The sequence below is a fragment of the Anoxybacillus ayderensis genome, assembly GCF_000833605.1.
In the GTDB taxonomy this organism is placed as follows: Bacteria; Bacillota; Bacilli; order Bacillales; family Anoxybacillaceae; genus Anoxybacillus; species Anoxybacillus ayderensis.
The window spans coordinates 36,149-56,121 of the sequence record NZ_JXTG01000014.1 but is presented as its reverse complement, the minus strand read 5'-3'; the positions used below and the strand labels follow the sequence as shown (position 1 = coordinate 56,121).

Sequence of the window (19,973 nt, the reverse complement as noted above, 5' to 3'; positions counted from 1 at the left end):
TGCGCCGCGGGCCCATCCTGTAGCGACAGCTTGCGCCGCCTTTCAACGAAAAACCATGCGGTTCTTCGTGTTATCCGGTATTAGCACCGATTTCTCGGTGTTATCCCCGTCTACAGGGCAGGTTGCCCACGTGTTACTCACCCGTCCGCCGCTAACGATTCAAAAGCAAGCTTTTGAATCGTCCGCTCGACTTGCATGTATTAGGCACGCCGCCAGCGTTCGTCCTGAGCCAGGATCAAACTCTCCATAGAAAAGTTATCCTTAGCTTTTGTACGCTTTTCGCTTCGTTCAGTTTTCAAGGAACATCTCCGTCAAACGACGGCTTGGTTATTCTAACATTTCTTTTTGTTATTGTCAATCACTTTTTTCTATCGTCAGTCGTTTTTTCGTTGCTGACGACGTTTATTAATTTAACATACGTTTTATTTTATTGTCAACAGTATTTTTTAAAAAAATGTTCTCATTTATTCATTAATCATATCGTGTTATTTCTTGCATAAGATGGTCATAAAAAGGACAAGGGGGGACAAATATTGAAGTTTTTTTATATACTCGACGGAAAAAAAATTAAAAAATGGCTTCTCATTATATCAATCGCCTTTGTCACAGCCTCTATTTTTTATATTCAACAACTTGCAAGCGAATCTGTATTTTCTACCGATCCCGGACCAAAAGCCATTTACAAAGTCGAAAATAAAAAAAACGAGCTTGCTTTGACATTTGACATTAGTTGGGGTGAAACAAATGCTTTAACTGTTTTAAACGTATTAAAAAAACACGGGGTAAAGGCTACATTTTTCTTATCTGCTTCTTGGGCGGAACGTCACCCTCGCATCGTAAAAAAAATTGTTGAAGATGGTCATGAAATCGGTAGTATGGGTTATGAGTACAAAAATTATACTGAACTTGAGCGGGGAAAAATTATTCGCGACTTAGCACAAGCTAAGAAAGTGTTTGATACGTTAGGCATTAAACATACTCCTTTTCTTCGTGCGCCGACAGGAAATTTTAATAAAAACGTTTTGAAAGTTGTTCACTCCTTTGGCCATACGGTCGTCCATTGGAGTGTTGATTCAAAAGATTGGCTTAATCCTGGAGTACATGCCATTGTTGAAAACGTCACGAAAAACGCTAAAAGCGGTGATATTGTGCTGCTTCATGCATCAGATTCAGCTAAACAAACGGCCTCAGCATTAGAACAAATTATCATATGGATGAAAAAAGAAGGATATAGGGGCGTAACGATATCCGATCTTGTCAACAACGCTCATATCAAAAGTAAAGAAATAAAATGAGGCGGCAGGCCTCATTTTATTTTCTTAAAAGCCTATGCAACGTAAGCAATTGATACGCATTGCAAATTAATAACGGGAACAACATTAAATATAACCAATTTTCTTCATTAATTCGCAATACCGGGAACCATTCAATCACCGTAACAACAACCATAAAAAATAAGGCAGGAATAAATGCTTCTTTGTTCGTTTCACGCATTTTCACGTATGCAACAATGAGTCCAAACAGGAAAATGAATAAAGCAACAAGCACGTAACTAACAATTGATTCTCCTTCTTTAGCAAACAGTTGATAACGAAAATAAACGAGATCAAATAAAACAAAAGCAATGAGAACGATTTGTACCGCATTCCATAAACTGACGGAACGGAAAATTCCGAGACCAAAACGATGAATCGTTAAATACGCAAAAAAACCCATCTGACTAATGACGCTAAAAATGAAACCAACTCCAATCAGCCAAACGAGAACAGATAAAATTTCTTTTATCTCAAACGATGTAAAAAGATGTGCGTATTCATTCCACTTCACAGCAAATCCAACAATCCCTGTACTTATTCCACCGACAAACAATGTTGAAAAAAACAATTGAACCCACTTTCGACTGTTCACTTGTGTACCCTCCAATTCTCAATATCCCTTTCAAAATTCTATCAACGAAATAAGAAAAATGCTAGCGAATATTTTTGCAAAGAATATTGAATATTAACAGTAAGGAAACTTGTTGAAAGGGGCCCTTGATGATGAATCGAACATTTTTGCTCCTCGCATTTAGTTGTGTATTAGCGCTAGCAGGGTGCGCCCAACAAGAGAAAACCCCTGCGCAACCTGATTACGATCAAACGAAAAAAATGGTTGTTGATATTTTAAAAACGGATGAAGGAAAAAAAGCGATTCAAGAAGTGATGAGCGATGAAAAAGTAAAACAGCAGCTCGTCATGGACCAAGAAGTTGTAAAAAAAACGATTGAGGAAACGTTAACTTCAGACAAAGGAAAAGCGTTTTGGAAAAAAGCATTTGAAGACCCAAAGTTCGCTCAAAATTTCGCGAAAAGCATGAAAGAAGAACATGAAAAATTATTGAAAGCGCTAATGAAAGACCCTGAATATCAAGCAATGATTGTAGACATTATGCAAAATCCAGAAATGAAAAAATTAATACAAACAGAGATGAAAAACAAAGATTTTCGCGCCCATTTGCAAAAAGTGATTACAGAGACATTTAGCAGCCCGCTATTTAAAGCAAAAATTGAAGATATTCTTATGAAAGCAGCAGAAGAAATGCAAGGCGGCAAGAAAAAACCTGATCAAGAGGGGTCGAGCGAGGATCAAACAGCATAAGGGTGTCCTTCGATTACTAGGACACCCTTTGTAAATACATATGCACAATCCATCATCAAAGAAAGACGCCACTTCATCGTAACTTTGCGATGATTTTTTTAGCAATATCCATATACACTTTTCCAATTGGATGATCTTCACCATATACAGAAGGGGCAAAGTCATCATCGTTCCAGTCAGGTTGTCCGAGCGGTAGCTGTCCAAGTAAGTCCGTCTGTAATTCTTCAGCTAATTTTTGGCCACCGCCTTTTCCAAAAATATATTCTCTTTCACCCGTTGTTTGGCTTTCAAAATATGACATATTTTCGATAACACCGACAACTTCATGATTCGTCCGAACCGCCATCGCTCCCGCTCTTGCGGCAACAAAAGCAGCCGTTGGATGAGGCGTCGTCACAATAATTTCTTTCGATGTCGGAAGCATCGTATGCACATCTAACGCTACATCCCCTGTGCCTGGAGGTAAATCTAATAGTAAATAATCTAATTCTCCCCATTCCACTTCATCAAAAAAGTTTTTTAACATTTTGCCGAGCATTGGTCCGCGCCAAATCACCGGTGAATTATCTTCTACAAAAAACCCCATAGAAATTACTTTTACACCAAACCGCTCAACCGGAATAATTTTTTCTCCACGGACGATTGGCCGTTCTGTAATCCCCATCATATCTGGCACACTAAACCCGTAAATATCTGCATCGATTAACCCAACCTTTTTACCAAGCCGCGCAAGCGAAACAGCTAAATTAACGGATACCGTTGATTTCCCTACGCCACCTTTTCCGCTTGCAATGGCTAAATAAATCGGTTCATTCGTTGATCTTTCTTCTAACGGCAATTGAGCAAAACGAAGCCCAACAGATGATGCTCCTGCATCTTTTAAACGTTGGACAACCGTCTGTTGCACTTGAAGTTGTTCCGCCGTCCCAGTTTTAGCTAAAGCAATTTTTACGCTCACTAGCCCTTTTTCTTCATTTATTTTGACTTCTTGAATCGCTCCTGTTTCTTTAAACGTTTTTTTCAAAAAAGGGTCGTAAATCGTTTCAAGAAGCTCTACAACTTGTTTTTCTGTCAACATCGCGCCTCACCAATCCTTATGTATTCGGTTTCATACTTTCAATATAACATAATTTTCTGTATAAAAAAATGAATCCTTCTCACTCAGAAGGATTACGTTCATTTGATACGTAACGTAAAATACCTTTGTAAATCGAAGCGGCAAGCTTTTCTTGATACGATGGAGACGATAACAACATTCGCTCTTCTTCATTGGACAAAAAGCCTACCTCAACTAAAACTCCTGGCTTTTTTGCTTTTTTTAATAAATATACTGTTTGAATCGGTTTCGCCAATCGGTCTGTATTTTCCAAATTACCGCGTAGCTCTTGTTGAATAAACTTAGCTAATCGTTCATTCTCCTTTAACGAAGGATAATAAAACACTTGCGCGCCTTTCCATTTCGGTGAAGGGATCGCATTTAAATGGATGCTAATAAAAAAATTAGCTTCTGACTCATTAACAAATTGAACTCGTCGTTGTAAATCTTCTATTTTCCTCCGACTATATCCTCTCGTTTGCTCGCTTGCTAAATCGTAATCCCCTTCTCTTGTCATTTGAACGAGCGCGCCTTGTTGTTGTAAGTAATCACGTAATTTTAGCGCTACATGAAGAGCTATTTCTTTCTCAATTACATCTCCCCCAATCGCCCCCCCGTCAGGGCCGCCGTGCCCTGGGTCAAGAATGATTACCTTTCCTGATAACGGTAAGCTCCATGCTTTCCACGAGCGATCGCTTAACACGTAAAACTGTAACAAAAGGACAAAAACGATAAAAAGAACGATAACGCGTATTTTCATCCCTTCTCCTCCCCACTATTTATGTTATATGGGACAAGAGAAGAATTTAGAACGGTTATTTTAAACGAAGCTTTTGACGACGCAATCCTTTTTCCATTCCCTCTTCCCACCATACGTCGATATAGCGAGCACATACATCGTATATTCCATCTCTCCACTGTTTCATGTACTCATGTAGCTCATGAATGAGCTGCTCATACTCATCTATACAACGACTTTTTACCGTTTCGATTTTCTCGCCGTAATATGCAAATCGACTATAATGCGCCCCGAGTAAGTACGCTTCAACCGCAACGTCAATACAAATGTTTTCAATGACATGAGAAATAATCATATATCGTTGCCAATATGTATGTACACGTCTACACAATTCACGATAAGAAAGATCCCGCAATACGTTTCGTTCATAAGTAAGCTGTTTTTCTAATTTCTTCGCTGTAAATGATGTAAGCATTCCCATTTTGCTGTCCCTCCTTATGTATATTGTTTGCATGTGACAAAGGAACATACAAAAAAATCTCGGCAAAATAATTGCCGAGATTTTTTGAAATTAACGTTTTGAGAATTGTGGTGCACGACGAGCGCCTTTAAGACCGTATTTCTTACGCTCTTTCACACGAGAATCGCGCGTTAATAAGCCTGCACGTTTTAATGTTTGACGGTATTCAGGGTCAACTTGTAACAATGCACGAGCGATACCGTGACGGATCGCACCTGCTTGACCTGTAAATCCACCACCGCTTACGTTTACTAATACATCGTAGCTACCGAACGTTTCTGTTAAAACAAGTGGCTGTTTTACAACTTCCACTAACGATTCATATGGAACGTAGTCACGAATGTCACGACCATTTACGATAATGCGTCCTTCACCTGGAACGAGACGCACGCGCGCAACTGAACTTTTGCGACGGCCTGTGCCGTAGTATTGTACCTGTGCCAAAATAATGCCCTCCTTTAATCAATTATCCGCGAAGTTCATAAACTTCTGGTTTTTGTGCTTGATGCGGATGTTCACTTCCGCGATAAACGTGCAATTTTTTGAACATTTGACGACCAAGGCTACCTTTTGGAAGCATGCCGCGAATTGCTTTTTCAAGCATTTGCTCTGGGTAATTTGTGCGCATTTCAAGAGCTGTTCTTACTTTTAACCCACCTGGATGTAAGCTGTGGCGATAGTATAATTTGTTTGTTAATTTTTTACCTGTTAATTCAACTTTTTCTGCGTTGATGATGATCACATGATCACCTGTGTCAACATGCGGTGTGTAAGTTGGTTTATGTTTACCGCGCAAAATTGCAGCAACTTCGCTAGCAAGACGTCCTAACGTTTTGCCTTCTGCATCAACAACGTACCATTTACGTTCTACTTCATTTGGCTTCGCCATATACGTACGCATTTGTTTTCCCTCCTAAAATAAAAAATAAACAAACGATATTTATTTCAACACGATTAATTTCCGGGGCTAATCGTGGGTTTAAAATACATACCATATGATATAATATCTCTTTCATAACCTAATGTCAAGAAAATGTTACACCTGGATTAGTTGTCATAAGAAACGTGCCATAAATATAGGCCGTGACCTGGAGCCGTCTTCCCCGCAGCACTTCGATTTTTTTGTTGCAAAATCGTTTTCATCTCTTCAGCACGTCGTTCCCCGCGCCCAACTTCTAGCACTGTTCCAACGATAATGCGAACCATATTGTACAAAAAGCCGTTTCCAACAAGACGGAAGATTAGCTCTTCTCCTTCTTGAATCACTTCCGCTTCATAAATGGTACGAACTTTATCGTCAATTTCCGTTTTTGCCGAACAAAAACTTGTGAAATCATGCGTCCCGATCACATAACGAAGCGCTTCGTTCATCGCCGTGACATGAAGCTTGTACGGATAGTGATATACATAATGGCGTAAAAATACGTTTTTCTCTCCTATCCAGACGCGGTAACGATATTCTTTCTTTTTCACGCTAAATCGGGCATGAAAAGAAGGAGGTACTTCACTTGCTTCTTTGACAATGACGTCATCCGGGAGAAGAGCATTTAACGCCTTTGGCCATTTTTCATCTGGAATCGCAAGCGGCGTATCAAAGTGAATCACTTGTCCATATGCATGAACCGTTGCATCCGTTCTTCCTGACGCATATACGCGAACAAATTGCCCTTTATGAATGATGGAAAGTGCATGCTCTAGTTCTCCCTGCACCGTTCGTTTTTGTTGTTGAATTTGATATCCAGCAAAATGCGTACCATCATATGCAATGGTACATTTTATTCTTCTCATGATTTTCGCTCCTTCTCATGAACGAAGTAACCATAAAGCAATAGCCAATAAGCCGATGAAAAGCATAAAAGCCGTATCTATTCGTCCCCACGTCAACTCGCGCCATTTTGTTCGATTTTGACTACCACGATATCCGCGCACTTCCATCGCGACAGCTAGCTCTTCTGCTCTTTTAAATGCGCTAATAAATAGCGGAACGAGCAACGCCGTCATCGCTTTCATTCGTTCTTGTAACGGACCGCTTGAAAAATCGACACCACGAGCGGTTTGAGCTTTCATAATTTTTTCGGTTTCTTCCATTAACGTCGGAATAAAACGAAGAGAAATCGACATCATGAGCGCTAGTTCATGAACAGGTACATTCCATTTTTTTAACGGCGAAAGTAACGACTCCATCCCATCTGTCACTTCAATCGGCGTTGTTGTTAACGTCAATAGCGTTGTGACGACAATAAGGAGCAAAAAGCGTAAAGAAATAAACGCCCCTTGTTGAATCGCTTTATCGTACACTTCAATGCCAAGCCATTGAAAAACGATATGTCCTTCTTTTGTTAATAGCACATGGAGAAAAAAAGTAAATACAATGACCCACAAAACAGGTTTTAACCCTCTAATCATAAATGAAAAAGGAATGCGTGATAAAAACAACAAAAGGCATGTAAACAAAGTCAATATTCCATACGTCCATCCGTTGTTTGCAAGAAATACGATAAACACATAAATAAACATGAGCAGCAGTTTTGTACGTGGATCGAGCCGATGAATAAAAGAATCCCCAGGAACATATTTTCCGATAATCATACCGTTCATCATATACGCTTCACCCTAGTAAATAACGTTTGTAAAGATCGTTCGACGTCTTCTATCGTCAAACATGGTTCTGGAAATTGTATCCCGAATTTTTGTTCGATTGCCCGCTGAAACAAAACTGTCTCAGGGACATCTAATCCAAGATGTATTAAATCATCGACGTTACGGAAAATTTGTTCTGGTGTCCCTCTTCGAACAATCGTTCCTCGATGCATAATAATAATATCATCCGCGTAACGTGCTGCCTCTTCCATGCTATGTGTCACAAGTACAATGGTCATCTTTTTTTGCCGCTGAAGGTTTGCGAACATATCCATCATTTCTTTTCGTCCGCGAGGGTCTAATCCTGCCGTAGGTTCATCTAACACAAGCACTTCCGGCTCCATGGCTAACACACCTGCGATCGCTACGCGGCGCATTTGTCCGCCGCTTAAAGCAAATGGAGATTTATGTCGCACTTCTTCCGGCAATCCAACAAGCGCTAACCACTCGCCAACACGAGCTTTTGCTTCTTGTTCTGACATGCCGAAATTCATCGGTCCAAAGCAAATATCTTTTTCTACTGTTTCTTCAAACAATTGATGTTCAGGGAATTGAAAAACAATGCCTACTTTTTTCCGTAAAGGCTTTAAATGTTTTTCTTTTTTTCCCGCTACAATTGTATAATCGCCAAGGTGGACGGTTCCTTTTGTCGGTTGAAGTAAACCATTGAAATGTTGTAAAAGGGTAGACTTGCCCGACCCTGTATGACCGATTACCGCTACATATGAGCCGCTGCGAATATCAACATGAATATCGTACAACGCTCGCTTCTCGAAAGGGGTATTTATTTGGTAACGATGTTCGACATCGCGGAATACAATGTCCATAATTCACTCACCAACCCCTCCATTGTTAAATGATCAGCTGTCATTGGAATGCCATTGTTCTTCAATCGTCGACTTAGTTGTAGCGAGAATGGTAAGTCTAACCCCATCTCTTCTAATTTCTCCCCGTATGAAAAAATATGTGCAGGCGTTCCTTCGAGCACAATTTTTCCTTTATTCATCACAATAACCCGATCTGCTTTTGCGACTTCATTTAAATCATGAGTAATTGAAATAACCGTCATATCGTGTTCGCGACGAAGCGACTGCATCACATGAAGAACTTCTTTTTTCCCGCTCGGGTCAAGCATGGATGTCGCCTCATCTAAGATGATGACATTCGGCTGAAGGGCAATGGCGCTTGCAATGGCGACGCGTTGTTTTTGTCCACCTGACAAGCGATGCGGCTCGTGATGAATGAAATCTTCCATTTTTACTTTTTTTAACGCTTCGTTTATGCGTTTTTTCATTTCCTCTTTTTGTATCCCTCTATTTTCAAGACCGAAAGCAACGTCATCTTGAACCGTCGTTCCAACAAACTGGTTGTCTGGATTTTGAAATACAATGCCTAATTGCTCACGTACGTCCCATATCGTTTCTTCATTTAATGGTATTCCACATACATGAATCGTTCCACTTGTCGGTGGCAATAAACCAATTAACAACTTCGCTAATGTTGATTTACCTGATCCATTATGCCCGACAATTGTTACCCATTCACCTTTATACACTTGAAACGATATGTTTTGTAGAGCATACGTTTGTTCATTTGCGTATTGAAAACTTACATCGTCCACACGTACTGCAACTTCCACGACTCTCTCCTCATCTCTTCTGAATGTTCTTACTCTCTACTCTACTACAAAAAAGAAAACAAAAAAAGGGCATAGATCCAGTTCAAAAACTGTCTCGCCCTTATAAAAACGTATTAAACTAGTTCAATAATTACCATTGGCGCACCGTCACCGCGACGTGGTCCAAGTTTCATAATGCGTGTATAACCACCTTGACGGTCTTGATAACGTGGTGCGATATCGCTGAACAATTTTTGAATCGCATCTTGACCTGTTTCTGTGTTTGCTACTTCTTTGCGAACGAATGCAGCCGCTTGACGACGTGCATGCAAATCGCCGCGCTTTCCTAATGTAATCATTTTTTCTACAACAGAACGCAACTCTTTTGCACGAGCTTCTGTTGTTTCAATTCGCTCATTAATGATTAAGTCTGTCACTAAATCACGAAGCAATGCTTTACGTTGAGAGCTTGTGCGTCCTAATTTTCTGTAAGACATGTGATGTCCCTCCTTTATTTCACTTTTAACATGAAAATGCCTAGTTAACCAAACGCTTAACTAGTCATCTTTACGTAAGCTTAATCCTAGCTCTTCTAACTTCGCTTTTACTTCCTCAAGCGACTTGCGGCCTAAGTTGCGCACTTTCATCATATCTTCTTCCGTTTTTTGAGCAAGCTCTTGCACTGTGTTGATGCCAGCACGCTTTAAGCAGTTGTACGAACGAACAGAAAGATCAAGCTCTTCAATTGTCATTTCGAGCACTTTTTCTTTTTGGTCTTCTTCTTTTTCGATCATGATTTCAGCATGTTGTGCTTCATCTGTTAAGTTCACAAAAATGTTCAAGTGCTCTGTTAAAATTTTTGCCCCTAGTGAGATTGCTTCTTTCGGGCCGATGCTACCATCTGTCCACACGTCGATCGTTAACTTGTCGTAGTTTGTCATTTGACCGACGCGCGTATTTTCGACTTGGTACGATACGCGCGATACCGGCGTATAAATGGAATCGATCGGGATAACACCTATCGGTTGATCCTCGCGCTTATTAGCATCAGCTGGTGTATACCCACGCCCGCGTTTCGCTGTCATTCTCATGCGCAAACGACCGTCTTTTGCCAAAGTAGCAATATGAAGGTCTGGATTGAGAATTTCTACATCGCTATCGTGAGTAATATCCGCAGCTGTAACGACTCCTTCACCCTGTACATCAATCTCAAGCGTCTTTTCTTCGTCCGAGTAAATTTTTAGCGCTAGCTTTTTAACATTTAAAATGATCGTTGTTACATCTTCCACGACGCCATCAATTGTTGAAAATTCGTGCAACACACCATCTATTTGAACAGATGTTACAGCGGCACCAGGGAGTGAGGATAACAGGATACGACGTAAGGAGTTACCCAAAGTTGTACCATATCCACGCTCAAGTGGTTCAACGACGAATTTGCCATATTTGGCATCCTCGCTGATTTCAACCGTTTCGATTTTCGGCTTTTCGATTTCCAACATTCCTTTAACCCTCCTTCAAAACGTCGAAACCCCGATTAAACCGATGACAGCTCAATCGAAATTCCCCCATGAATAAGTTCCCGAATGTGCACAACAACTGTTTTTCATTTCCCTGTAAGAATGACTATATCCCATTATTGACACATACGCAAATTCTATACAGAGAAATTAAACACGACGACGTTTTGGCGGACGGCATCCGTTATGTGGAACCGGTGTAACATCTTTGATCGCTGTAATTTCTAGCCCAGCCGCTTGAAGTGCACGAATTGCTGCTTCACGACCAGCACCCGGACCTTTTACGTTTACTTCAACAGTTTTCATGCCATGCTCCATAGATGCTTTTGCAGCAGCTTCTGCAGCCATTTGTGCAGCGAACGGAGTTGACTTACGAGAGCCTTTAAAGCCTAACGCACCTGCACTTGACCAAGAAATTGCATTTCCATGAACGTCTGTAATTGTGACGATTGTGTTGTTAAAAGTCGAACGGATATGAGCAATACCAGATTCAATGTTCTTTTTTACACGACGTTTACGCGTATTCGTTTTACGTGCCATTCGTTCATGAACCTCCTTTACTTAATTATTTTTTCTTGTTCGCTACTGTACGACGTGGACCTTTACGTGTACGAGCGTTGTTTTTCGTATTTTGGCCACGAACTGGCAATCCGCGACGATGACGAAGACCACGATAGCAACCGATCTCCATTAAACGTTTAATGTTTAAAGATACTTCGCGACGAAGATCTCCTTCTACCTTCAAGCGATCTACGATTTCACGAATTTTCCCTAATTCTTCTTCTGTTAAGTCGCGAACGCGAGTGTCTTCAGATACGCCAGCCTCTGCTAAGATTTTTTGTGCAGTTGCTTTACCGATTCCGTAAATGTATGTTAATGAAATGACTACACGTTTGTCACGAGGAATATCTACACCTGCAATACGTGCCATGATTTGTACACCTCCTCAAGTTTTATCCTTGTTTTTGTTTATGCTTTGGATTTTCACAAATAACCATAACTTTTCCGCGTCTGCGAATAACTTTGCATTTTTCGCAAATCGGTTTTACAGATGGTCTAACTTTCATGAGAACTTACCTCCTTGTTCGTGCGGAGTGTTATTTATATCGATACGTAATTCTTCCACGTGTTAAATCGTAAGGTGATAACTCAACTGTTACTTTATCACCTGGTAAAATGCGAATAAAATGCATGCGAATTTTACCTGAAACGTGAGCTAAAACGGTATGACCATTTTCAAGTTCCACCCGGAACATCGCATTCGGCAACGTTTCAACGACTGTACCTTCCACTTCAATTACATCGTCTTTCGCCATTGAACGGCTCTCCCTTCTTTTTTGAAATGAGTAACATGTTCAACTAACACGACCAGTTTACAGCTTACGATGCGCATCCGCAAAGAAGGTTAAAGCGTTCAAAGTGTTGTTAAAATTTCATATCCCGCCTCAGTAATCGCAATCGTATGTTCAAAATGAGCACAAAGCTTGCCATCTACTGTGACGACTGTCCAATTATCTTCTAACGTGCGAACATAACGGGTTCCTGCATTCACCATCGGCTCAATGCACAGAACCATGCCTGGCTTTAACCGCGGTCCCTTATTTGGCGGACCGTAATGTGGGATTTGCGGATCTTCATGTAAGTCTTGACCAATTCCATGTCCGACATACTCACGCACAACGGAAAAGTTATGCGCTTCAACGTATGTTTGGATCGCATGGGAAATGTTCGTTAACCGTGCGCCAGGTTTCGCTTCTTCCAATCCACGATACAATGACTGCTCTGTCACTTCTAAAAGCTTTTTCGCCTCTTCTGAAATGGCTCCGACTGGATATGTCCATGCCGAATCACCATGGTATCCATTGTACTTTGCGCCAATATCGATGCTAATAATGTCTCCTTCGCGAAGCACACGGTCTCCTGGGACGCCGTGAACGAGCTCCTCGTTTACTGACGTACAAATGCTCCCACGAAATCCATTATATCCTTTAAACGAAGGAATTGCATCATGTTTGCGAATAAACGTTTCAGCAATATGATCGAGCTCTTTTGTCGTTATACCTGGCTCGATATATTTTTGTAACTCTTGATGAGTTAACGCAACAATTCGGCCAGCTTCACGCATAATTTCAATTTCACGCGGGGTTTTGCAAATGATCATTATTGTAAGCCCCCAAGTAATTCACAAATGTCAGCAAACACTTGATCAATATGTTGTTGTCCGTCAATGTTGCGCAAATACCCTTTCGCCGCGTAAAAATCAAGCAACGGCTGGGATTGCTTCATATTGACTTCAAGACGGTTCGCTACTGTCGCTTCGTTATCATCTGCACGTTGATACAACTCTCCACCGCATTTATCACAAACACCGGCTTGTGCTGGCGGATTAAATACGAGATGATACGTTGCTCCGCATTCTTTACAAATGCGTCTACCTGTTAGACGTTCCATTAAAATGTTTTTATCTACTTCAATGTTAATGACATAGTCGATGGAGCGGTTCAATTGTTGAAGAAGCGTTTCTAACGCTTCAGCTTGAGCAACTGTTCGCGGAAACCCATCAAGCAAAAAACCGTTTTGGCAATCGTCCTTGCTTAAACGCTCACGAACAATGCCGATTGTCACTTCATCTGGAACAAGATCGCCGCGATCCATATATGATTTCGCCTTTAAACCGAGCTCTGTTCCCTCTTTCATCGCTGCTCGAAACATATCCCCAGTAGAAATGTGAGGAATTTTGTATTTCTCAACGATTTTCTCTGCCTGTGTGCCTTTTCCAGCTCCCGGCAGTCCCATCAATACTAAATTCATCAATTTCTCCCCCTCAGCTCTCTATATGAGGTAGAGGGAATAAAATTCCCAACACCTCTTTACTTAATAAAGCCTTTATAATGGCGCTTCACTAATTGGCTTTCTAGCTGCTTCATCGTCTCTAAAGCAACGCCAACGACGATTAGCAAGCTCGTTCCTCCAATTTGAGCAGAAGGCGGTAGTTTAGCGAACTCGATAAAGAAGACAGGAAGAACAGCGATTGCTGCTAAAAATAGAGCCCCGACGAAAGTTAAACGATACAAAACGCGTGTAATGAATTCCTGCGTGTTCTTTCCTGGACGAATGCCTGGAATATAACCACCTTGCTTTTTCAAATTGTCCGCCATTTGTTCTGGATTGACTTGAACAAACGCATAAAAATACGTAAAGGCAACAATTAAAGCGACGTATATGAGCATACCAACTGGTTGTGTGTAGTCAAAAACTTTTTTGATCCACAATGTTACATCATTCGAGCCGAAAAACGATGCAATCGTCGGTGGAGTAATGATAAACGACACCGCAAAAATAACCGGAATAACACCTGCCGGGTTTACTTTTAACGGAATGTGTGTCGAATGACCACCTACTGGACTACGTCCTTCTAATCGCTTCGCATACTGAATCGGAATTTTCCGAAACGCTTGTTGCATATAAATGACGCCAACAATAACTGCAACAACTGCTAAAGCGACCAACAATACTGTAACGATGCGTAAAAACAGCTGATCACCAGCGTTTTCAAATTGTTGAACATAAATTTGGTTAAGCGTCGTCGGGATACCAGACACAATTCCTGCAAAAATCAATACAGAAATGCCGTTCCCAACACCTTTAGCCGTAATTTGCTCACCAAGCCACATTAAAAAGGCTGTTCCAGCTGTTAAAACAAGCGCGATAAGCAAATACGTCGGAATGCCTGGATTTTTAATAAGCACACCACCAGACATATTATGAAAGCCGTACGACATAGCAAACGCCTGGATAAAACCAAGCACAATTGTAAAATAGCGAGTAAACTGAGCGAGTTTACGACGGCCTACTTCCCCTTGCTTCGACCATTCAGTAAATTTAGGAACAACATCCATCTGTAATAACTGTACGATGATGGATGCCGTAATGTATGGCATGACGCCCATCGCAAAAATAGAAAAGTTTTGTAGAGCGCCACCACCGAACGTATTCAACACGCCAAAAGCGTTGAATTGATCTTGCATTTTTAGTACATCTGCATTTACGCCCGGCACGGGAATAAATGTACCGATGCGAAATACAATGAGCATAAGAAGGGTGAATACAATTTTTCTTCTTATATCACCCACGCGCATAAAATTGGAGATTGTTCGAAACATTAAATCACCTCAGTTGTACCGCCAGCAGCTTCGATTGCTTCTTTTGCAGAAGCAGAGAATTTATGAGCTTTCACTGTTAATTTTTTCGTGAGCTCACCGTTTCCAAGAACTTTGATGCCTGCTTTCAACTTGCTTACGACGCCTGTTTCAAGCAACAATTCTGGTGTCACTTCCGTACCGTCTTCAAAGCGATTTAACACTTCGAGGTTAACGATCGCATATTCTTTACGATGGATGTTAGTAAAGCCGCGTTTTGGTAAACGACGGAATAAAGGTGTTTGACCACCTTCAAAGCCGATGCGTACACCGCCGCCAGAGCGAGCGTTTTGCCCTTTATGTCCTCTACCAGAAGTTTTTCCGTTACCAGAGCCGATACCACGACCAACACGATTACGTTCTTTACGGGAACCTGGTGCTGGTTGTAATTCATGTAGCTTCATGCCTAGGCACCTCCTTATTCTTCTAATTCTTTTACTGTTACAAGGTGAGAAACTTTATTGATCATTCCACGAATGGCTGGATTGTCGTTATGAACAACTGTTTGATGCAATTTTCGTAAACCTAATGTTTTAACCGTCACGCGTTGGTCTTGCGGACGACCGATTACGCTGCGAGTGAGGGTAATTGCTAATTTTTTCGCCATCATTTTTCCCTCCCTTATCCTAACAGTTCCTCAACTGTTTTGCCGCGCAATTTTGCAACATCTTCAGCACGTTTTAATTGCTTCAAACCGTCGATTGTTGCGCGCACCATGTTGATTGGTGTGTTGGAACCGATTGACTTCGATAAAATATCGCTAATGCCTGCTAACTCTAATACCGCACGTGCAGGACCACCGGCGATAACTCCTGTACCTTCAGATGCTGGTTTTAAAATAATTTCACCTGCTCCGAAATGTCCGATTACTTCATGTGGAATCGTTGTACCAACGATCGGTACAGTAATTAAGTTTTTCTTCGCATCTTCAATTGCTTTACGAATTGCATCCGGAACTTCTTGAGCTTTTCCAGTTCCGAAGCCGACATGACCGTTTTTGTCACCAACAACGACTAACGCAGCGAAACGGAAACGACGTCCACCTTTTACAACTTTAGCTACGCGGTTAACGGCAACAACGCGTTCTTCTAGTTCAAGTTTATTTGGATCAATGCGACGCATCTCTGTCCCTCCTTCTTAATTAGAATTGTAATCCAGCTTCACGAGCAGCGTCTGCAAGTGCTTTAACACGTCCATGATATAAATATCCACCACGGTCGAATACAACCGATGTAATTCCTTTTTCAAGTGCACGTTTAGCAATTAATTCGCCCACTTTTTGAGCTGCTTCAACATTTCCCGTTGATTCTAAATCGAAATCTTTATCTAATGTTGACGCGCTAACAAGCGTCACAGCTTTCATATCGTCAATGATTTGCGCATAAATGTGTTTGTTTGAACGGAACACATTTAAGCGTGGACGTTCCGCAGTTCCTACTACTTTACGACGAACACGAGCGTGTCTTTTTTTGCGAACTGCATTTTTATCAAGCTTAGTGATCATTCGTGTCACTCCTTTCATTTACCTAAGCAGCATTATTTCTTACCAGTTTTACCTTCTTTACGACGTACAACTTCACCTTCGTAACGAATACCTTTTCCTTTGTAAGGCTCTGGTGAACGAACGGCACGAATGTTTGCTGCTAATTCACCAACGCGTTGTTTGTCCGCACCTTTAACAATAATTTTTGTTTGTGAAGGAACTTCGATTTCAAGTCCTTCTTCAGGCTCAATTTCAACAGGATGAGAGTATCCTACGCTTAACACGAGCTTTTTCCCTTGTTTTGTCGCACGATAACCGACACCGACAAGCTCAAGGCCGCGCTCATAACCTTTTGAAACACCTTCAACCATGTTTGCAAGTAAGCTACGAGTCGTTCCGTGAAGCGCGCGATGATGTTTCTCATCACTTGGACGCTCAACTGTTAAAACGTTACCTTCTAATTTAATGACCATATCTGGATGGAACGTACGAGTAAGTTCACCTTTCGGACCTTTTACAGTAACTGTGTTACCGTTTAATGTAACTGTAACACCAGCTGGAATTTCCAATGGTTTTTTACCAACACGTGACATGTATTACACCTCCATTCGTTACAAAATAATTACCAAATGTATGCTAACACTTCGCCGCCAGTGCGTTTTTGACGTGCTTCTTTGTCAGTTAAAATACCTTGAGATGTTGAAAGAATTGCAATTCCTAATCCGTTCAATACGCGTGGAACTTCGTCCGCTTTTGCATATACGCGCAAACCAGGTTTGCTAATGCGTTTAAGACCTGTAATTACGCGTTCATTGTTTGGACCGTACTTTAAGAAAATACGAAGAATACCTTGTTTGTTATCTTCAATGTATTCGACATCACGAATGAAACCTTCACGCTTTAAAATTTCAGCGATTTCTCTTTTAATTTTTGAAGCAGGAACTTCAAGTTTCTCGTGACGCACCATGTTCGCATTACGAATGCGAGTAAGCATATCTGCAATTGGATCTGTCATCACCATTATGTTTTACCTCCTTCCCAACTCATGGGTTTATTACCAGCTTGCTTTTTTCACACCAGGAATTTGACCTTTATACGCTAATTCACGGAAACAAATACGGCAAAGTTTAAATTTGCGATATACAGAGTGTGGACGTCCACAACGCTCACAACGAGTGTACGCTTGCACTTTAAACTTTGGTGTGCGTTTTTGTTTCGCGATCATTGATTTTTTAGCCACGTTTTCGCCTCCCTCTTTTTACGAATGGGAATGATTATTTTTGGAATGGCATACCGAGCAATGCAAGTAATTCACGAGCTTCCTCGTCTGTTTTCGCAGTTGTAACGATCACGATGTCCATACCACGAACTTTGTTTACTTTATCGTAATCAATTTCTGGGAAAATTAATTGCTCTTTTACACCTAACGTGTAGTTTCCGCGTCCGTCAAACGATTTTTTAGAAACGCCACGGAAGTCGCGCACACGCGGTAAAGAAACGGAAACGAGCTTGTCGAAAAACTCGTACATACGCTCACCGCGAAGAGTTACTTTCGCACCGATTGGCATTCCTTCACGAAGACGGAAACCTGCGATTGATTTTTTCGCGCGTGTAACAACTGGTTTTTGACCAGAAATTAATGCGAGTTCTTCTACAGCGTTATCTAACGCTTTCGCGTTTTGTACCGCATCACCAACACCCATGTTGATGACGATTTTTTCGATTTTTGGAACTTGCATCACAGATTTATAGTTAAACTTGCTCATAAGAGCAGGAACAACTTCTTTCAAATACTTTTCTTTAAGGCGGTTCATTTGAGTACCTCCCTTCCTCAATCACTTCATTATTTGTCTAAAATTTCACCAGAACGTTTCGCGTAGCGAACTTTTTTACCGTCAACCACTTTATATCCAACACGAGTTGGTAATCCTGTTTTTGGATCAAGAGGCATTACGTTTGATACGTGGATTGGCGCCTCTTGGCTGATGATGCCGCCTTGTGGATTTGCTTGAGAAGGTTTTACGTGTTTTTTCACGATGTTCACACCTTCAACAAGCACTCGGTTTTTCTTTGGAAACGCAGCGAGGATAACGCCTTGTTTGCCTTTATCTTTACCAGAGATTACTTGTACTTTATCACCTTTTTTTACATGCATCTGAATCGCACCTCCTTAAAAGGCTTTTCCTTTTCATTAAATCACTTCTGGAGCTAAAGAAACGATTTTCATAAAGTCTTTTTCACGCAATTCGCGAGCAACTGGTCCGAAAATACGTGTGCCGCGTGGGCTCTTGTCATCACGAATGATTACGCAAGCATTTTCATCAAAGCGGATGTAAGAACCATCTGTACGGCGCACGCCACGTTTCGTACGAACGACAACCGCTTTAACAACTTGACCTTTTTTAACAACGCCACCTGGTGTTGCATCTTTAACAGTCGCTACAACGATGTCGCCCACGTTCGCATAACGACGACCAGAACCACCTAGCACTTTAATAACAAGCACTTCACGTGCACCAGAGTTATCAGCAACTTTCATACGAGTTTCTTGTTGAATCATTGACGAAACCTCCTTTCGGATTTGTATCCATCATACCGAACATATTCATTAAACGATTACAGCTTTTTCAACCACTTCAACAAGACGGAAACGTTTTGTTGCAGAAAGAGGACGTGTTTCCATAATTTTTACGATGTCGCCCACTTTTGCCACGTTGTTTTCGTCATGCGCTTTATATTTCTTTGAATACTTTACGCGTTTGCCGTAAAGAGGATGCTTTTTATAAGTTTCTACAAGAACCGTGATTGTTTTATCCATTTTGTCAGAAACAACACGGCCAACGAGAACTTTACGATTGTTGCGTTCACTCATTGTGCGAACCTCCTCTCGATATCAATTATTTGTTAGCAGCGATCTCTCTTTCGCGAATAACAGTTTTCATACGCGCAATCGCTTTGCGTACTTCACGAATACGAGCTGTATTCTCTAATTGACCTGTTGCCAATTGGAAGCGAAGGTTGAATAACTCTTCTTTCAACGCTTTAATTTTTTGTTCAATCTCGGCAGTGGTAAGTTCACGAATTTCTTTAGCTTTCATTTGATTCACCACCAATTTCTTCACGTTTTACGAATTTACATTTGATTGGAAGTTTATGAGAAGCAAGACGTAACGCTTCACGTGCTACTTCTTCAGAAACCCCAGCGATTTCAAACATGACTTTACCAGGTTTAACAACAGCTACCCAACCTTCTGGAGCACCTTTACCGGAACCCATGCGCACTTCAAGTGGTTTTGCTGTGTATGGCTTTGAAGGGAAAATTTTAATCCATACTTTACCGCCACGTCTCATGTAACGAGTCATCGCACGACGAGCAGCCTCGATTTGACGGTTTGTAATCCATGCTGGTTCTAACGCTTGTAAACCGTATTCACCAAAATGTACTTCCGTACCGCCTTTTGCGCGACCTTTCATACGACCGCGATGTTCACGACGATATTTTACGCGTTTTGGCATTAACAT

Annotated in this window: 34 protein-coding genes and 1 rRNA gene; 2 read left to right on the top strand and 33 right to left on the bottom strand. The window is 41.2% G+C overall.

Going from position 1 to position 19,973, the window contains the following annotated elements:
* Positions 1-251, bottom strand: a 16S ribosomal RNA gene (locus tag JV16_RS11365); the annotation flags it as partial.
* Between the two features lie 282 nt (positions 252-533).
* Here JV16_RS11365 and pdaB point away from each other — a divergent pair.
* A complete protein-coding gene (pdaB, locus tag JV16_RS11355) occupies positions 534-1,295 on the top strand; it encodes a polysaccharide deacetylase family sporulation protein PdaB (protein WP_021095314.1) in 762 nt (253 codons plus the stop codon).
* 16 nt (positions 1,296-1,311) lie between these two features.
* Here pdaB and JV16_RS11350 read toward each other — a convergent pair whose 3' ends face one another.
* Positions 1,312-1,908: a KinB-signaling pathway activation protein gene (locus tag JV16_RS11350; protein ID WP_021095315.1), complete on the bottom strand. Its 597-nt coding sequence runs from the start codon at positions 1,906-1,908 to the stop codon at positions 1,312-1,314.
* 131 nt (positions 1,909-2,039) lie between these two features.
* Here JV16_RS11350 and gerD point away from each other — a divergent pair, with 131 nt between their 5' ends.
* Positions 2,040-2,636 (top strand): spore germination lipoprotein GerD, encoded by a 597-nt coding sequence (gene gerD / locus JV16_RS11345; RefSeq protein ID WP_035063339.1) that lies wholly within the window; start codon positions 2,040-2,042, stop codon positions 2,634-2,636.
* A 73-nt stretch (positions 2,637-2,709) separates the two neighbouring features.
* On the opposite strand, the gene JV16_RS11340 is transcribed toward gerD, so the two are convergent.
* The 31 genes from JV16_RS11340 to rplP form a co-directional block, all read right to left on the bottom strand.
* On the bottom strand, positions 2,710-3,714 hold the full coding sequence (locus tag JV16_RS11340) for an Mrp/NBP35 family ATP-binding protein (RefSeq protein ID WP_021095317.1): 1,005 nt from the start codon (positions 3,712-3,714) through the stop codon (positions 2,710-2,712).
* A gap of 79 nt (positions 3,715-3,793) precedes the next feature.
* Positions 3,794-4,492: an N-acetylmuramoyl-L-alanine amidase CwlD gene (gene cwlD / locus JV16_RS11335; protein WP_042535897.1), complete on the bottom strand. Its 699-nt coding sequence runs from the start codon at positions 4,490-4,492 to the stop codon at positions 3,794-3,796.
* Between the two features lie 55 nt (positions 4,493-4,547).
* A complete protein-coding gene (locus tag JV16_RS11330) occupies positions 4,548-4,952 on the bottom strand; it encodes a DUF2521 family protein (protein WP_042535896.1) in 405 nt (134 codons plus the stop codon).
* A gap of 90 nt (positions 4,953-5,042) precedes the next feature.
* Positions 5,043-5,435: a 30S ribosomal protein S9 gene (gene rpsI, locus JV16_RS11325; protein WP_003397701.1), complete on the bottom strand. Its 393-nt coding sequence runs from the start codon at positions 5,433-5,435 to the stop codon at positions 5,043-5,045.
* Between the two features lie 22 nt (positions 5,436-5,457).
* Entirely contained in the window at positions 5,458-5,892 is a 435-nt protein-coding gene (rplM, locus tag JV16_RS11320) for a 50S ribosomal protein L13 (protein WP_021095320.1), read from the bottom strand.
* A 146-nt stretch (positions 5,893-6,038) separates the two neighbouring features.
* The gene (gene truA / locus JV16_RS11315; protein ID WP_042535894.1) at positions 6,039-6,779 is read right to left on the bottom strand and encodes a tRNA pseudouridine(38-40) synthase TruA; all 741 of its coding nucleotides are present in this window, start codon (positions 6,777-6,779) and stop codon (positions 6,039-6,041) included.
* A 15-nt stretch (positions 6,780-6,794) separates the two neighbouring features.
* Positions 6,795-7,592: an energy-coupling factor transporter transmembrane component T family protein gene (locus JV16_RS11310; protein ID WP_042535892.1), complete on the bottom strand. Its 798-nt coding sequence runs from the start codon at positions 7,590-7,592 to the stop codon at positions 6,795-6,797.
* Entirely contained in the window at positions 7,589-8,458 is an 870-nt protein-coding gene (locus JV16_RS11305; RefSeq protein WP_021095323.1) for an energy-coupling factor ABC transporter ATP-binding protein, read from the bottom strand. Before JV16_RS11305 ends, JV16_RS11310 begins: the two co-directional genes overlap by 4 nt.
* Complete coding sequence (locus JV16_RS11300; protein WP_021095324.1) at positions 8,416-9,270, bottom strand: energy-coupling factor ABC transporter ATP-binding protein; 855 nt, start codon at positions 9,268-9,270, stop codon at positions 8,416-8,418. Before JV16_RS11300 ends, JV16_RS11305 begins: the two co-directional genes overlap by 43 nt.
* Positions 9,271-9,383: 113 nt before the next feature.
* Complete coding sequence (rplQ, locus tag JV16_RS11295) at positions 9,384-9,746, bottom strand: 50S ribosomal protein L17 (RefSeq protein ID WP_003397694.1); 363 nt, start codon at positions 9,744-9,746, stop codon at positions 9,384-9,386.
* A gap of 60 nt (positions 9,747-9,806) precedes the next feature.
* Positions 9,807-10,751 (bottom strand): DNA-directed RNA polymerase subunit alpha, encoded by a 945-nt coding sequence (locus JV16_RS11290; protein WP_003397693.1) that lies wholly within the window; start codon positions 10,749-10,751, stop codon positions 9,807-9,809.
* Positions 10,752-10,919: 168 nt separating this feature from the next.
* Positions 10,920-11,309, bottom strand: a complete 390-nt coding sequence (gene rpsK / locus JV16_RS11285) for a 30S ribosomal protein S11 (RefSeq protein WP_003397692.1) — start codon at positions 11,307-11,309, stop codon at positions 10,920-10,922.
* Positions 11,310-11,334: 25 nt separating this feature from the next.
* The gene (gene rpsM / locus JV16_RS11280; protein ID WP_003397691.1) at positions 11,335-11,700 is read right to left on the bottom strand and encodes a 30S ribosomal protein S13; all 366 of its coding nucleotides are present in this window, start codon (positions 11,698-11,700) and stop codon (positions 11,335-11,337) included.
* Positions 11,701-11,722: 22 nt separating this feature from the next.
* Complete coding sequence (gene rpmJ, locus JV16_RS11275) at positions 11,723-11,836, bottom strand: 50S ribosomal protein L36 (protein WP_000868344.1); 114 nt, start codon at positions 11,834-11,836, stop codon at positions 11,723-11,725.
* A gap of 30 nt (positions 11,837-11,866) precedes the next feature.
* A complete protein-coding gene (gene infA / locus JV16_RS11270) occupies positions 11,867-12,085 on the bottom strand; it encodes a translation initiation factor IF-1 (protein ID WP_003247618.1) in 219 nt (72 codons plus the stop codon).
* Between the two features lie 98 nt (positions 12,086-12,183).
* On the bottom strand, positions 12,184-12,930 hold the full coding sequence (gene map / locus JV16_RS11265; protein ID WP_042535889.1) for a type I methionyl aminopeptidase: 747 nt from the start codon (positions 12,928-12,930) through the stop codon (positions 12,184-12,186).
* Positions 12,930-13,580, bottom strand: a complete 651-nt coding sequence (locus tag JV16_RS11260; RefSeq protein WP_003397689.1) for an adenylate kinase — start codon at positions 13,578-13,580, stop codon at positions 12,930-12,932. Before JV16_RS11260 ends, map begins: the two co-directional genes overlap by 1 nt.
* A gap of 59 nt (positions 13,581-13,639) precedes the next feature.
* On the bottom strand, positions 13,640-14,932 hold the full coding sequence (secY, locus tag JV16_RS11255) for a preprotein translocase subunit SecY (protein ID WP_042535887.1): 1,293 nt from the start codon (positions 14,930-14,932) through the stop codon (positions 13,640-13,642).
* On the bottom strand, positions 14,932-15,372 hold the full coding sequence (gene rplO / locus JV16_RS11250; protein ID WP_003397686.1) for a 50S ribosomal protein L15: 441 nt from the start codon (positions 15,370-15,372) through the stop codon (positions 14,932-14,934). Before rplO ends, secY begins: the two co-directional genes overlap by 1 nt.
* Before the next feature lie 14 nt (positions 15,373-15,386).
* The gene (gene rpmD, locus JV16_RS11245) at positions 15,387-15,575 is read right to left on the bottom strand and encodes a 50S ribosomal protein L30 (RefSeq protein WP_003397685.1); all 189 of its coding nucleotides are present in this window, start codon (positions 15,573-15,575) and stop codon (positions 15,387-15,389) included.
* A gap of 14 nt (positions 15,576-15,589) precedes the next feature.
* On the bottom strand, positions 15,590-16,090 hold the full coding sequence (gene rpsE, locus JV16_RS11240) for a 30S ribosomal protein S5 (RefSeq protein WP_003397684.1): 501 nt from the start codon (positions 16,088-16,090) through the stop codon (positions 15,590-15,592).
* A gap of 19 nt (positions 16,091-16,109) precedes the next feature.
* On the bottom strand, positions 16,110-16,472 hold the full coding sequence (gene rplR, locus JV16_RS11235; protein WP_003397682.1) for a 50S ribosomal protein L18: 363 nt from the start codon (positions 16,470-16,472) through the stop codon (positions 16,110-16,112).
* 32 nt (positions 16,473-16,504) lie between these two features.
* A complete protein-coding gene (gene rplF, locus JV16_RS11230; RefSeq protein WP_003397681.1) occupies positions 16,505-17,044 on the bottom strand; it encodes a 50S ribosomal protein L6 in 540 nt (179 codons plus the stop codon).
* Positions 17,045-17,073: 29 nt separating this feature from the next.
* Positions 17,074-17,472 carry a 30S ribosomal protein S8 gene (gene rpsH / locus JV16_RS11225; RefSeq protein ID WP_003397680.1) on the bottom strand — a complete coding sequence of 133 codons (399 nt, stop codon included), beginning with the start codon at positions 17,470-17,472 and terminating at the stop codon, positions 17,074-17,076.
* Between the two features lie 33 nt (positions 17,473-17,505).
* Positions 17,506-17,691, bottom strand: a complete 186-nt coding sequence (gene rpsN / locus JV16_RS11220) for a 30S ribosomal protein S14 (protein ID WP_003397678.1) — start codon at positions 17,689-17,691, stop codon at positions 17,506-17,508.
* Positions 17,692-17,725: 34 nt separating this feature from the next.
* Positions 17,726-18,265, bottom strand: a complete 540-nt coding sequence (rplE, locus tag JV16_RS11215) for a 50S ribosomal protein L5 (protein WP_003397677.1) — start codon at positions 18,263-18,265, stop codon at positions 17,726-17,728.
* A gap of 29 nt (positions 18,266-18,294) precedes the next feature.
* Positions 18,295-18,606 (bottom strand): 50S ribosomal protein L24, encoded by a 312-nt coding sequence (gene rplX / locus JV16_RS11210; protein WP_003397676.1) that lies wholly within the window; start codon positions 18,604-18,606, stop codon positions 18,295-18,297.
* A gap of 36 nt (positions 18,607-18,642) precedes the next feature.
* Entirely contained in the window at positions 18,643-19,011 is a 369-nt protein-coding gene (gene rplN, locus JV16_RS11205; protein WP_003397675.1) for a 50S ribosomal protein L14, read from the bottom strand.
* Between the two features lie 48 nt (positions 19,012-19,059).
* A complete protein-coding gene (gene rpsQ / locus JV16_RS11200) occupies positions 19,060-19,323 on the bottom strand; it encodes a 30S ribosomal protein S17 (protein WP_003397674.1) in 264 nt (87 codons plus the stop codon).
* A 25-nt stretch (positions 19,324-19,348) separates the two neighbouring features.
* Complete coding sequence (gene rpmC, locus JV16_RS11195; protein ID WP_003397671.1) at positions 19,349-19,549, bottom strand: 50S ribosomal protein L29; 201 nt, start codon at positions 19,547-19,549, stop codon at positions 19,349-19,351.
* Entirely contained in the window at positions 19,539-19,973 is a 435-nt protein-coding gene (gene rplP, locus JV16_RS11190; RefSeq protein WP_003397670.1) for a 50S ribosomal protein L16, read from the bottom strand. Before rplP ends, rpmC begins: the two co-directional genes overlap by 11 nt.